A 12,702-nucleotide genomic window follows, 5' to 3' on the forward strand; every position below is an offset into this window, starting at 1 on the left:
ACGGACTTGCGCCCCGAGGACTCGGTGGCGAAGTTCGTGTGACCGAAGGTGCGCAGCGCGTCGGCCTCGAGGAGCGTGCCGGTGTAGGTGCCCTGCTCCGCCTCGTAGGAGGTCCACGGCACCGCCGCGCCGCGGCCGACGACGATCGACTGCGAGAGCGTGTTGTTGTTCTCGTTGGTCTCCGCGACGGTGTTCGTCGCGTCGGCCGTCGCCGTCAGGGTCGCCCCGCCGCTCACGGCGGTCCAGGTGCCGCTCACGGCGACGGAGGCCGTGGCCCCGGACGCGATCGCGGCCGTGCTGCCGTTGAGCGTGGTGCTCCCGACGACCAGGCGCGTGACGCTCGCGCCCGCTGACTGGCTCCCGCGGTTCTTCACCGAGACCGTGAAGGACACCGACGAACCCACGGCCGGGTTGGCCGGGCTGGAGCTGATGCCGAGCACCTGCAGGTCGGGGCCGGGGGCCTCGGTGACTGTCACCTTCGTCGGGCTGATGTAGGCGTTGTTGGCCTCGTTCTGCTCGACGACGGCGTTGGTCGGGTCGACGACGGCGCCCACGGTGTAGCTGCCCGCGGGCTTGGTGCCGATCGCCTTGCTCACCGTCGTCGTGCCGCCCGCCGCGATGGCCGGGACGGCGACCGAGGTGGCGACCACCCCGTCCACCGTGAGGTCGACGGTCGAGGCGGGCGACGCGAGGTTGCCGGCGTTCTTCACCGTGGCGGTCAGGGTGATCGCCGTGCCCTCGACGGGCGCGGCCGGGCTGGCCGTGACCGCGGTGACCGTGAGGTCGGGGTTCGGTGCCGGGATGCCGACGACCTTGAAGCCGGCGACCTGCGCGTTGCCCGAGCCGGTGTTGCCGGTGAAGACCAGGCGCACGTCGGTGGCCGAGCCGGAGACCGGCACGGTGACCTTGTTTCCCGACGCGTTGTCGAACGCGTACGCCGCCGACGCCTTGATCGGCTGCCACGGGCCGCTGCCGACCTTCGCCTCGATCGAGAAGGTCTGGGTCCGCGGGCCCCACGCGGCGATCGGCGGCACGGAGACGACGACCTGCTGGAGCGTCGACTGCGAGGCGAGGTTCACCGCGAGAGTGCTGGGGTACTGCCCGCCCGCGCCCTCCCAGTACGTGTTCGCGTCGCTGTCGACGGCGTTGCCCGCGACGAACGTGAACTCGGTGGACGACGCCGTGGCCGGGCGGCCCAGCGCCAGGTCGCTGCCCGTGGGCGGGTTGGTCACGTCGGTGACGGTGAACGACGCGGTGGCCGTGTTGTTGGCCTCGTTCGACTCGGCGATCGTGTTGGCCGGGTCGACCGCGCCCGCGATCGAGTAGGACCCGGCGGCACGGGCGCCGAGCGACAACGACACGTTGGCCTGCGCGCCGGCGGCGAGAGCCGGGACCGACGCCGTGCCGACGGACTGCGTGCCGAGCGTGAACGCGACCGTGGTCGCGGCTGCGGTCGCCGTGCCCGTGTTGCGGACGGTCGCGGCGACGGTGATCGCGTCGGTCGTCGTCGGCGCGGACGGGGTGGTGCCCGTGATGCTGACCTGCAGGTCGGGGCTCGCGGGCGGCGTCCCGTTCGTGACGGTGACCGAGCCCGTGGCCGAGTTGTTCGTCTCGTTGGACTCCGTCACGGAGCCCGACGGGTCGACCGTGAGCGCGACGGGGTAGGTGCCGACCGCGCGCGTGCCGACGTTGACCGAGACCGTGGCCTGCGCCCCGGCCGCGAGCGCTCCGACGTTCGCCGTGCCGACGGACTGGCCGCCGAGCGAGAACGCGACCGTGGTGGCGCTCGACGCGGCGGTCCCCGTGTTGCGGACCGTGGCCTGCAGCGTGATCGCGTCGCTCGGGGTGATCGTGCCGGTCGGCGCGACGAACGCGACCTGCAGGTCGGGGCTCGTGGGCACCGGCGTGGTCGAGCCGAGGACCTGGAGCTCGGCGACCTGGGCGTTCGACGAGCCGGAGTTGGCCGTGAACACGACGCGGACGTCGGTCGCGCTGCCGCTCACCGGGACGGTGACCGCGTTGCCCGTGCTCGGGCTGAACGCGTAGGCGGCCGAGGCCTTGAGCTCGGTGAACGCGCCCGTGCCGGTCCGGCCCTGGATCGCGAACGTCTGCGAGCGGTTGCCCCACGCGGAGTCCGGGTTGAGCTTGACGACGACGCCGGTCAGCGTGGACGCCTGGGCGAGGGTCACCGTGAGGTTGGAGGGGTAGGCGCCGGGCGCTCCCTCCCAGTACGACGAGGTGAAGCCGTCGACCGCGTTGGCGGCGACGTAGCCCTGCTGGACCGAGGACGCGGAGATGGGCCGGCCCTGCGCGAGGTTGCTGCCCGCGGGCGGATCGACCGGCGGGGTGCCGCTCTCGCCGTAGACCTCGACCTCCGAGAGCTGGGCGGCCGGCCAGCCCGTGTTGGCGGTGACGTTGACGCGCACGTACCGGGCGGAGGTGTCGGTGACGTCGATCGCGACCGAACCGCTGCCGGAGATCGAGTAGGTCGCCGAGGACTTCAACGTGCTGAACGTCGACCCGTTCGTCGAGCCCTGCACGGACAGCGTCTCGTCGCGCGCGCCCCACCCGCTGGGGAGCTTGAGGGTCACGTCGGTGACCGTCGATGCTGCACCCAGGTCGATCTGCACCCACTGCGGGAAGGCGTTGTTGGCGGACTCCCAGTAGGAGCCCTGGTTGCCGTCGGTCACGTTGCCGGCGACGTAGGTCTGGTTGTAGCTGCTGGCGGTGGCGCTCTTGCCCGACGACAGCAGCACCGGGGCCGCGGACGCGCTCTGCGCCACGGCGACGATGCCGATCGGCGCGACGAGCGCGACCGCAGCACCGGCCACGATGGAGCTTCTCAGTCGAGATCTCATGGGACGTCCTGGTTCTCCCGCCGAGGCGGGGCGAGGCGCCCGGGCACGCACGAGGGACCCGGGACGGGTGACGACGACCTTGGGGGCAGGCCCTGATGACGAAGCAGGCGCGATGCACGACGAGCCCAACGCAGGCCCGGTCGTACCGGTGTTGCGACAGTCACACGGCTTTGTGCGATCCGTCTGTCAACTTCTTGCGGCGTTGGAACCCAGACATTACGTACGAACCGCCGAGCGGTCAAGGGTCGGTGCGCGGTGGCCGTTCCTGCGTCGGCCGACGAGGGCTACGGCAGCAGGTGACCCGCCGTGCGGAACAGCTCGTACCACTCCGGGCGGGTGAGGAGAAGGTCCGACCCCTGGGCCGCGCCGGTCACGCGCTCGGGGCTCGTCGTCCCCAGCACGACCTGCATGTTCGCCGGGTGCCGGGTGATCCAGGCGGTGGCGATCGCGATCGGAGGGACGTCGTACGCCGCGGCGAGCCGGTCGATGACCGCGTTGAGCTCCGGGTAGTCCTCGGATCCGAGGAAGACCCCCGTGAAGAAGCCGGCCTGGAACGGCGACCAGGCCTGGATCGTGATGTCGTGCAGCCGGCAGTAGTCGACGATGCCGTGGTCCCTGTCGACCGACTGCCCCTCGCCCAGCATGTTCGTCGCGACGCCCTGCGCGATCAACGGCGCATGGGTGATCGACAGCTGCAGCTGGTTGGCCACGATCGGCTGGCGGACGAACTTCTTGAGCAGCTCGATCTGGCCGGGGGTCTGGTTCGAGACCCCGAAGGCCCGCACCTTGCCGGCGGCCTCGAGCTCGTCGAAAGCCCGCGCGACCTCCTCCGGCTCGACGAGCGCGTCGGGGCGGTGCAGCAGCAGGATGTCGATGCGGTCGGTGCCGAGCGCCTCCAGGGAACCCTCGACCGACTCGACGATGTGCTCGTAGGAGAAGTCGAACGTGCCCTGCGCCGGGACGATCCCGCACTTGGTCTGGATGGTGATCGCGTCGCGCTCGGACGCGCTCAGCCGCATCGCCTCGGCGAACCGGCGCTCGCAGGCGTGCAGCTCGCCGCCGTACACGTCGGCGTGGTCGACGAAGTCGATGCCGGCGTCCCGGCCCGCGTGCACCAGCTCGCGGACCTCGCCGTCCGTCTTGTCGCCGATCCGCATCAGCCCGAGGACCACGTTCGGCACCGTGATGTCCGTACCGGGCAGGGTGAAGGTCTTCACGGTGGTCCTCCTCGCGCGTCACGTGGTCAGTGACAGCCTGCACCTCGCACGGCCGGGGCACCCGTCGAGCGGCGCACCGATCAGCGACCGGCCAGAGCCGCACGGTGGGCGCGGACGCGGCCGCGGGAGGCGCAGGCCGGCGACGGGCACCACCGGCGACGGCCGGAGACGTCGAGGAAGACCCAGCGGCAGTCGCGCTCGTCGCACTCCTTGAGGAGTCCGGCGTCGGGTCCGCGCAGGGTGACCAGCGCCTGGGCGGCAATCTCCGCGAGCGCGGCGCCGACGCTCGTCGTGGTGGGCACGACGCTGATCGGCCCGCGGGCACGGAGCGCTTCGTCGACCCGGGCGACGTCCTGTGCCGCGGGTTCGCGACCCTCGACCGAGCTCATCGCGAGTCCGCGGAGCGCCTCGCGCACCGCGCGTGCACGCTCGACGTCGGCCGACGTCGAGCCTGTCGTCGCGAAGCCCATGAGATCCAGCCAGGCGGCAAGGTCGCGCGACGCCTGCAGGCGCTCGACCGGCCGCTCGCCGAACGTCCGGCCGCTGGTCGCCAGCAGGTTCAGCCACGTCGCACCGCCGTCGGTCCTGAAGTCCATGACGCAACTGTAACTGTTCAACCGTTACCGTGGTCCCATGACGACCGATCTCGACGCCGGCGCTGCGACGCTGGCCGCCCTGCAGGACCCCACGACGACCGCGGCCTGGAGCGCGACAGCGGACGCCGAAGCTCCCGGCTTCGGCGACTGGATCGTCCGTGCGGTGTTCGGCGGGACGTACCAGCGCGGCGACCTCAGCCTGCGCGACCGCCAGCTGCTCAACCTCGGCGCGCTCGCGGCGCTCGGCGGCGTCGACCCGCAGCTCGACGGGCACGTCCGCACCTGCGTGCGGGTGGGCCTGTCGCTCGAGCAGGTGGCCGACGCGTTCGTGCACCTCGCGCCCTACGTCGGCCTGCCGCGCGCGATGGCAGCGCTCCGTGCCGTGGGCCGCGTCCGGGAGCAAGGATGAGCGCACTCGTCCGCACCGTCCTCGGCGACGTCCCGGCGGGTTCGCTCGGAGTGGTGGACTCGCACGACCACCTCTTCCTGGCGACCCCCGCCCTGCCCGGGCAGGAGCTCGGCGGCTTGGCGGCCGACGACCTCCGAGCGTTCGCCGCAGCGGGCGGCACCACCCTCGTGCAGTGGACGCCGCGCGGGATGCGTCGCGGGCTCGGTCTGCTCCCGGAGCTCGCGATCGGGACCGGGGTCGCCGTCGTCGCCGCGACCGGCCGCCACCGGGCGGTGCACTCCCGCGACGTACCAACGGAGGACCTGGCCGAGCGTTTCGTCGACGACGTCGTGGCGCGACGCTGCGGGCTGATCAAGATCGGCGTCGGGCTCCCGTTCGACACCTTCGAAAGGGCGTCCCTCGCGGCGGCCGCGGTCGCTCACCGCCAGACGGGCGCCCCGGTCGCGATCCACCTCGAGGACGGGCGGGGCGGACGGGCGGTCCTCGACGAGCTCGGCATCGCGCCCGAGGCGGTCGTGCTCGGCCACGTCGGTCGACACCCGGACCCACGCTCCGCCGCACGCCTGGCGGCGACGGGCGCCTTCGTCTGCCTCGACGGCCCTCGGCCGGGCGCGACCTGGGCAGCGCGACCCGTGCTCGACGCGATCGTCGAGGCAGGGCACGTCGCGCAGATCCTCCTCGGCGGCGACACCACGACGCGTGCCGGGGTCGGTTCGGCGGCGCGCATGCTGGACCTCGTCGACCCTCGGACCCCTCTTGGCCGCGCCGTCCTCGTCGACAACCCGGCACGCGCCTGGCGGATCCGGACCTGATCAGCCGACGAGCGCGAGCACCGCGGCGTCGATCCGGGCGAGGGTGTCCGTCCAGCCGCCGCGCACGCCCATCGCGAGCCACTCGGCCACGCGCTGATCGCTGAGCGAGCCGGCGAAGCCGAAGTGGGCGACCATCTCGGTCCCGCCGTCGACCTCGTTCAGCTGGATCGTGGCGACGGGAAGGCCATCGAGGTCCTCGACGTCGAGCTCGGGCCACCCGCCCACGGCCCCCCAGGTGAAGACCAGCTTCTCGGGTGCCGAGATCTCGCGGTAGAGGCCGCCCGTCCAGTAGGCGCGGCCGCGACCCTCGTCCTCGACGAGGTGGACGCGCCACGCGCCGCCGACGCGCAGGTCGACCGTGGTGGGGTGCGCGGGGTCGCGCGGGACGCCGGCGAACCACTGGAGGTGGTCGGGGTCCGTCCACGCCTGGAAGACGAGCTCCCGGGGCGCGTCGAAGCGGCGGGTGACGGTGAATCCGCGGTCGGTGCTCATGTCCTACTCCTTCGGAGGGTCGGTCAGCGTGCGCAGGTGCCGCTCGAGCAGGTCGAAGCGGCCCTCGAAGAACTCGCGGTACGTGGCGAGCCAGTCGTCCACCACGCGCAGCGGCGCGGTCTCGAGTCGGCACGGGCGCCACTGGGCGTCGCGGGTCTTGACGACGAGGCCCGCGTTCTCGAGCACCTTGAGGTGCCGCGAGACGGTCGGCAGGGTCATCGCGAATGGCTCGGCCAGCTCGGTGACGGTCGCCTGCCCACGCGCGAGCCGCGCGAGGATCGCCCGTCGCGTCGGATCGGCGAGGGCGGCGAACGTCGTGCTGAGCGAATCCGGCATCGCATTTGCCTATCTGGGTAATTACGTGATGCTGCAAGTAGACCCGAGCGCGCCCGTGCCGTCAACCCCGGGGTGATTTTTCTGCGGATCTCGGGCGCCGATTCGCGTGGCCCGGCTCACAGATGTCCCTTTTGTCCGGTGATCCGGCCCGATCTTCACATCTCCCACACCTCAGAGCCGTGATCGGATCGTGACCTTCACACGATTTCGGTTAGCGTCGTCGGCGGTTCCTCGGGCTCCACCTGACGAACCTCCGGGCCGGACGCCGAGCGCTGCCGCCGCCCCGGATCCCCCTCACCTCCGGCAGCGACGGGCGAACCACTCTTTCCGTGCGGGCTTCACGCCAGCACTCGGGGTGCATCACGACGGGGCTCTGCCCCGCGCCGGACACACGCGCAGATCGCGTCACCGGAGCATCCGACAGCTCAGTTCGTAGGCGTTCGAGGAAACCCCATGACGACCACCACCCCCGGTCACGTCCTGCACGCCCCCTCCACCCCAGCTCGACCCCGGCGGGCCTCCCGCCGCCTCGCCGCCCTCGCAGGTGGCCTGGCCCTCGTCGTCGCCGTCCCGGTCGCCCTGAGCGCACCCGCCTCGGCCGCGACCCCGACGACGAGCACCACCGTCGCGACCCACGCGCCGGCCGTCGTCACCAAGCACTCCAAGACGAAGGTCCACCTGTCGAAGAAGACCCAGACCCGCGGCAAGGCCGTCGCCAAGGTGCGCGTCACGGTCCACGTCGGTCGGGCCGTCGCCAGCGGCAAGGTCGTCCTCAAGGTCGGCGCCAAGACGTGGAAGACCGTGACCCTGAAGCACGGCACCGCCCGCGTCCAGGTCTCGAAGACGCTCAAGGTCGGCAAGCACCGCATCACCGCGATCTACCAGGGCGCGTCACACGTCACGCGCTCGAAGGGCAGCGCCGTGATCAAGGTCAAGAAGGGCACGCCGAAGGTCGTCAGCGTCGCGAAGAAGTACGTGGGCACGCCGTACCGAAGCGGCGCGAGCGGCCCGCGGGCCTTCGACTGCTCCGGCTTCACGCGCTACGTCTTCAAGAAGGCGGGCATCAAGTCGCTGCCCCGCACGTCGTCGGCCCAGCACCACGTGGGCAAGACCGTCTCGCGCAAGAACGCCAAGCCCGGCGACATCATCTGGTCCCCCGGCCACGTCGCCATCTACCTCGGCGGCAACAAGATGATCGACGCACCCCGTCCGGGCAAGACGATCCAGGTCCGCTCGATCTGGCAGTCGAACCCGACGTTCGTCCGCGTCAGCGCCAAGGCCGTCTCGGCCTGATCTGGCAGCACCGACGACGACCCGCCCGGAGATCCGGGCGGGTCGTCGTGCGTCAGCCCCCCGTCAGCCCCTCGGAGAGCCAGGCCTCGAAGGGCTCGAACGACGTGGGCCGGCCGAGGAAGCGCTCGACGAGGTCCGCCGCGTCGGCCGAGCCCCCGGGCGCCAGGATCGCGTCGCGGTAGCGGCGCCCGACGACGGGGTCCATGAGCCCGTCCGCGAAGGCCGACCGCAGGTCCTTCGCGATGACGAGGCTCCAGAGGTAGGTGTAGTACGCCGACCCGTACCCCTCGAGGTGGCCGAAGCCCGCGTACTGGTGGGTGTCGGGGATCGACGCGTACGGCCCGAAGCGCTCGTCGACCGCGGCCGTGAACGCCGCGAGGTCCGCCGGCGCCTCCGCGTGCAGGCCGTAGGACAGCGCCGTGAAGTTGAGCTGGCGGCGAGTCCACGCTCCGCGGGCGAACGTGTCGGCGCGGCGCATGCGCGCGACGAGGTCCGCGGGGATCGGCTCGCCGGCGTCGTTCGTCGCGAACGACTGCAGGACGCCGGTGTCCCACGCCCACTCCTCGAGGAGCTGGCTGGGCGCCTCGACGAAGTCCCACTCGGTCGCGACACCGGTGAACATGGCCCACGCCTGCGCGCCGCCCAGGATCTCGTGCACCAGGTGCCCGAACTCGTGGAAGAACGTCACCACGTCGTCGTGCTCCATGAGGCCGGTCGGGAAGTTGCAGACCAGCACGCCCTCGGGCAGCGCGCGGCCGGCGATGCCCGGCGTGAGCGAGAACTGCGCGGCGTGGTTGAACTTGCCCTCGCGCGGGTGCATGTCGAGGTAGATCCGGCCGATGCGTACGCCGTCGTCCTCGACGTCGTAGACGGTCACGGCCTCGTGCCACGTCGCGGCGTTGACCGGCGTGAACGTGAGCCCGAACAGGCGCGAGATCGTGTCGAGCACGCCGTTGCGCACCGCCGGGTAGCGGAAGTACTGGCGGACGGCCTGGGAGTCGACGTCATAGTCCTCGCGGCGGATGACCTGGTCGTAGTACAGGTTGTCCGCGCTCGTGATCGCCGCGGCCTCGGGGCTGTCCTGGCGGAAGCGCGCGAGCATCGTCTCGACGTCGCTGCGCGCCGGGCCGGCCGTGAGTCCGTCGAGCCGCTCGATGAACTCGGCGATGGCCCGGCCGGAGCCGATCATCTTGACCTCGGTGTCGTACGTCGGCCAGTCCTCGTAGCCGAGCAGCGCGGCACGCTCGGCCCGCAGCGTGAGCAGCTCGGCGAGCAGGGGCTCGTTGGCGGGGTAGGCCAGCAGCAGGTACTCGCGGGTCAGGGCGAGGCGGGCCTCGGGGTCGTTCGCGTAGGTGCGGAACGGGACCATGTCCGGGTACTCGGTGGTCAGCGCGACGAGGCCGTCGTCGCCCGCCGGGTGCTCGGCGCGGAAGTCGTCGGGCAGGCCGTCGAGCTGCTCGGGCCGCACGTGGATGGTGCGCACGCCGTCGCGGATGTTGCGGGAGAACTCCAGGCCGATCTCGGTGCAGCGCTGGGCGAGCGCACGCAGGTGCTCGCGCTCCTCGGGCGTGCGGTCCACGCCCGAGCGGCGGAAGTCGCGCAGCACGTGCTCGCGCGCGCGGGTCGCGTCGGCGTCGAGGCCCGCGGGGTCCGTCGCGGCGACGACCTCGAACAGGTCGTGGTCGAGGCCGCGCTCCGTGAACAGGTCCTCCGCGGCCTGGGCGCTGGCCTCGGCGGCCTCCCGGACGGCGGAGTCCGGGTGCACCTCCGCAAACAGGTGGGCGCGGGCCGAGGCGGTGCCGATCGCGATGTCGGTGTCGTTCCACAGCTCCAGCACCTCGCTCGTCGTGCGCGGGGTGCCGTCCTTGAGCCGTGCGATCAGCGCGCGGCCCTCGTCGAGCCCGGCGTCGACGCTCGTGGCGAGGAACGCGGGCCAGGAGGCGGAGTCAGCGGGAAAGGTGGTCGGCGCAGGCATGCCCCCGACGATATCGGCGTGGGTCAACCTGTAACTCTGCCGCCGGAACACTCCAGGGTGTGAGCACCTCCGAGGATCCGCCCGACGCGCAGCGGTTCGCCGAGCTGTGGGAGCGGTACGCCGCCCGCATCCAGGCGTACGCGCTGCGGCACGTGGATCGCGACAGCGCGCAGGAGGTCGTCGCCGAGACGTTCCTCGTCGCGTGGCGGCGGCTGGCCTTGGTCCCGGGCGAGCCGCTGCCCTGGCTGCTGGTCGTCACGCGGAACACGATCGCCAACCAGCACCGCTCGCGCCGCCGCGCCCGCGTGCTGGCCGACGAGGTCGCCCGGCTCCAGGTGGTCACGGCGTCCGCGCAGGGGGTGGACTCCGTGGTGGCCGAGCGGGACGCGATGCTCCGCGCGCTGGCCGAGCTCTCGCCGAGCGATCGGGAGGCGCTCCTGCTCGTCGCGTGGGCCCAAGGGCGAGCCGATGAGGCTGGACGTCGAGATGTCCACTGTCGCGCCGTGACACTCACCCGAAGGCTGCGCGCCAGAAGTCGGTGAAGATCGGCGTCGGCTGGGGCGACGACCACGCGTCCGTGGTCAGCAGGATGGCGATCGTGTCGGTGACCGGGTCGGTCCACCACGTCGAGCCCATCCCGCCGTCCCAGCCGTAGGTCCCGGCATGCCGCCCGTCGGGCAGGTCCGCGCGTGCGACCCCCATCCCCAGCCCCCATCCCTCGCGACCCGCCTCGTCGAGCGGTCCGACGCGCGGGGTCGTCATCTGGGCGACGGCGTCCGGGCGGAGCACCGGGAAGCCGCCCGAGCGGAGCATGTTCGCGAACGCGTGCAGGTCGGCGACCGTCGAGACGAGCCCGGCCGCGGCGTCCGGGAACGCCGGAGGCGTGGACCACTGGCCGTCGGCGGGGTCGTACAGCTCCTCGTCGGGCATCCACTGCGGGCCGAACCGCGCGAGGTCCTCGACCACGAAGCCGGTGTCGCGCATGCCCAGCGGTTCGAGCACCCGCTCGGCAAGAAGGCGGTCCAGCGGTGTACCGGACGCGCGCGCGAGCAGGACGCCCAGGATCTGCGCGCTCGTGTTGTAGAGCCAGCGCGACCCGGGCTGGTGGGACAGGGGCACGCTCCCGACGAGCCGCATCCACTCGTCGGGTGCCGGTGCCTGCTGGGGCGCGGGCGGCCCGACCGGGAGCCCGAGCTCGGCGAGTGCACCCAGCACGGTGCCCGGGAACGGCCCGGCGAAGTCCATGCCCAGCCCGGTCCGGAACTCGAGCACGTCGCGGACCGTGATCGGACGGGACGCCGGGACGGTGTCGGCCAGCGCCGCGTCTGGGGAGCGCAGGACCCGGCGGCCGGCGAGCTCGGGCAGCAGGCCGTCGACCGGCTCGTCGAGACGCAGCGTGCCGTCCTCGACGAGGGCCATCGCCAGTGCCGCGACGACCGGCTTTGTCACCGAGGAGATCCGGAAGATGGTGTCCGGGCCGATGGCCTCGTCGTCCGGTCCGTACCTGCCGGCGACCCCGCTCGTGACGGAACCCGCCCGGTCCACGAGCCAGGCCGCCCCGTGCACGCCGCCGCCGATGTGGGCCTCGACGGCCCGCCGCACCTCGTCCATCGCCCCAGCATGCAACGGGCGACCGACACGTCGCGCGGTCAGTGTGCCGTCGGGATCCAGTACCGCCGCTTGAGCTCGCCGCTCCCCGGCGTCGCGACCACGTCCTCGAGCTCCCCGCCCGCGCGCTCGATGGTCCGCGCTGACGCGACGTTCGTGTCGGAGCACGTCACGAGCACCCGCTTCAGGCCGACCTCGCGCGCCACGACCAGTCCGTGGCGCAGCATCGCGCCCGCGTAGCCCTGCCGGCGATGGCCCGGCCGGACCGCGTAGCCGATGTGGCCGCCGACGAGCGCGAGGTGCGCGTTGAGCCGGTGCCGGACGGACAGCCGCCCGACGACGATCGGGCCCACGAACCCACCGACGCACGTCTCCGGCACCCAGCCCGGCGCCAGGTCGCGCCCTGCCTCGAGCTGCGCGACGCGCTCGAGCCACGCCGGCCAGGAGTCGGCCTGCTCCAGACCGAGGCAGAAGTCGAAGCCCTCCGCGGCCAGCTCCAGCTGGGCGGCCCGCGCCTGCTGCTCGTCGGCCGCGGTGAACGGCCGGACCGCGAACGCGGTCACACGGGCGGCGCGGCGACGGCGATCTGCTTGCGCATCCACCCGTTGTAGATCGCGCCGAGCGCCGGCCGGCCGTCGTGGCTGAACCGCTGCCCGATGCTCACGTCGACCGCGACCGGCCAGGCGAACGCGGCGAAGTCACGCACGAGCTGCTTGCGGGCGTACGCCTCGCCGCTCGGGTCGACGTGGTCGCCGGCCAGGACCGAGATGACGGCCACGCCGGACTGGAAACCGCGCGCCTGGCCCTTGGCCTGCTTGGCGTACTCCAGCGAGGCGTGCGTGAAGGCGGTCAGTGCCTGAGCCGTCGCAACCGGGGCGGACGAGACGCAGACGAACAGGTGCAGCTTGGTCGCCATCCAGCGCATCCGGAAGTCAGCCCGGTAGCCCACGGCGGACTGCCAACCGGCGAGGTCGTAGCGCGCGGTCGCGTAGCCCCCCGCGGCGAGGCTCTGCTCGGCTGCGTCCACGTACTGCGGTGCGTTGACCACGTCACTCCTTCGGCGTCGATGTCGGGACCAGCGACACCGTAGCCAGAAGGGAAGGTCT

13 protein-coding genes are annotated in these 12,702 nt (G+C 72.4%); 4 read left to right on the forward strand and 9 right to left on the reverse strand.

Features of this window, described 5'->3' with window-relative positions; translation table 11 throughout:
• The 3 genes from D1825_RS09555 to D1825_RS09565 all read right to left on the reverse strand — a co-directional run.
• Positions 1–2,858 (reverse strand): CARDB domain-containing protein (locus tag D1825_RS09555; protein ID WP_199721553.1); only part of this gene is annotated, 2,858 nt, incomplete at its 3' end.
• A 284-nt stretch (positions 2,859–3,142) separates the two neighbouring features.
• Positions 3,143–4,075: an aldo/keto reductase gene (locus D1825_RS09560; protein WP_118767192.1), complete on the reverse strand. Its 933-nt coding sequence runs from the start codon at positions 4,073–4,075 to the stop codon at positions 3,143–3,145.
• 80 nt (positions 4,076–4,155) lie between these two features.
• Entirely contained in the window at positions 4,156–4,671 is a 516-nt protein-coding gene (locus D1825_RS09565) for a CGNR zinc finger domain-containing protein (RefSeq protein ID WP_118767193.1), read from the reverse strand.
• 37 nt (positions 4,672–4,708) lie between these two features.
• Between D1825_RS09565 and D1825_RS09570 the strand changes: the two genes are divergently transcribed.
• On the forward strand, positions 4,709–5,080 hold the full coding sequence (locus D1825_RS09570; RefSeq protein WP_118767194.1) for a carboxymuconolactone decarboxylase family protein: 372 nt from the start codon (positions 4,709–4,711) through the stop codon (positions 5,078–5,080).
• Entirely contained in the window at positions 5,077–5,892 is an 816-nt protein-coding gene (locus D1825_RS09575) for a phosphotriesterase family protein (RefSeq protein ID WP_118767195.1), read from the forward strand. Before D1825_RS09570 ends, D1825_RS09575 begins: the two co-directional genes overlap by 4 nt.
• Here the strand turns inward: D1825_RS09575 and D1825_RS09580 are convergent, their stop codons facing one another.
• Positions 5,893–6,384 (reverse strand): SRPBCC family protein, encoded by a 492-nt coding sequence (locus D1825_RS09580; RefSeq protein ID WP_118767196.1) that lies wholly within the window; start codon positions 6,382–6,384, stop codon positions 5,893–5,895.
• A 3-nt stretch (positions 6,385–6,387) separates the two neighbouring features.
• Positions 6,388–6,720, reverse strand: coding sequence for an ArsR/SmtB family transcription factor (locus D1825_RS09585; RefSeq protein WP_118767197.1), 333 nt, complete (start codon positions 6,718–6,720; stop codon positions 6,388–6,390).
• A gap of 453 nt (positions 6,721–7,173) precedes the next feature.
• On the opposite strand from D1825_RS09585, the gene D1825_RS09590 reads away from it, so the two are divergent.
• A complete protein-coding gene (locus D1825_RS09590) occupies positions 7,174–8,013 on the forward strand; it encodes a C40 family peptidase (RefSeq protein WP_118767198.1) in 840 nt (279 codons plus the stop codon).
• 52 nt (positions 8,014–8,065) lie between these two features.
• Here D1825_RS09590 and D1825_RS09595 read toward each other — a convergent pair whose 3' ends face one another.
• Positions 8,066–9,988, reverse strand: a complete 1,923-nt coding sequence (locus tag D1825_RS09595; protein ID WP_118767199.1) for a M3 family metallopeptidase — start codon at positions 9,986–9,988, stop codon at positions 8,066–8,068.
• A gap of 59 nt (positions 9,989–10,047) precedes the next feature.
• Between D1825_RS09595 and D1825_RS09600 the strand changes: the two genes are divergently transcribed.
• Positions 10,048–10,530, forward strand: a complete 483-nt coding sequence (locus D1825_RS09600) for an RNA polymerase sigma factor (protein WP_118767200.1) — start codon at positions 10,048–10,050, stop codon at positions 10,528–10,530.
• Here the strand turns inward: D1825_RS09600 and D1825_RS09605 are convergent.
• The 3 genes from D1825_RS09605 to D1825_RS09615 are packed head-to-tail and all read right to left on the reverse strand — an operon-like array spanning position 10,499 to position 12,644.
• Positions 10,499–11,599: a serine hydrolase domain-containing protein gene (locus D1825_RS09605; protein ID WP_118767201.1), complete on the reverse strand. Its 1,101-nt coding sequence runs from the start codon at positions 11,597–11,599 to the stop codon at positions 10,499–10,501. The two genes, D1825_RS09600 and D1825_RS09605, sit on opposite strands and share 32 nt — an antisense overlap.
• Positions 11,600–11,637: 38 nt before the next feature.
• Entirely contained in the window at positions 11,638–12,159 is a 522-nt protein-coding gene (locus D1825_RS09610; RefSeq protein ID WP_199721554.1) for a GNAT family N-acetyltransferase, read from the reverse strand.
• Positions 12,156–12,644 carry a levansucrase gene (locus D1825_RS09615; RefSeq protein WP_118767202.1) on the reverse strand — a complete coding sequence of 163 codons (489 nt, stop codon included), beginning with the start codon at positions 12,642–12,644 and terminating at the stop codon, positions 12,156–12,158. The genes D1825_RS09610 and D1825_RS09615 overlap by 4 nt, the downstream gene beginning before the upstream one ends.
• Positions 12,645–12,702: the final 58 nt, after the last annotated feature.

The sequence above is a fragment of the Cellulomonas rhizosphaerae genome (genome assembly GCF_003470205.1).
Lineage (GTDB): Bacteria > Actinomycetota > Actinomycetes > Actinomycetales > Cellulomonadaceae > Cellulomonas > Cellulomonas rhizosphaerae.

Bases quoted from the DNA above. Each gene is read 5' to 3' on its own strand.
- D1825_RS09565 (WP_118767193.1), bottom strand. From the start codon at position 4,671: ATGGACTTCAGGACCGACGGCGGTGCGACGTGGCTGAACCTGCTGGCG.
- D1825_RS09570 (WP_118767194.1), top strand. From the start codon at position 4,709: ATGACGACCGATCTCGACGCCGGCGCTGCGACGCTGGCCGCCCTGCAG.
- D1825_RS09575 (WP_118767195.1), top strand. From the start codon at position 5,077: ATGAGCGCACTCGTCCGCACCGTCCTCGGCGACGTCCCGGCGGGTTCG.
- D1825_RS09580 (WP_118767196.1), bottom strand. From the start codon at position 6,384: ATGAGCACCGACCGCGGATTCACCGTCACCCGCCGCTTCGACGCGCCC.
- D1825_RS09585 (WP_118767197.1), bottom strand. From the start codon at position 6,720: ATGCCGGATTCGCTCAGCACGACGTTCGCCGCCCTCGCCGATCCGACG.
- D1825_RS09590 (WP_118767198.1), top strand. From the start codon at position 7,174: ATGACGACCACCACCCCCGGTCACGTCCTGCACGCCCCCTCCACCCCA.
- D1825_RS09595 (WP_118767199.1), bottom strand. From the start codon at position 9,988: ATGCCTGCGCCGACCACCTTTCCCGCTGACTCCGCCTCCTGGCCCGCG.
- D1825_RS09605 (WP_118767201.1), bottom strand. From the start codon at position 11,599: ATGGACGAGGTGCGGCGGGCCGTCGAGGCCCACATCGGCGGCGGCGTG.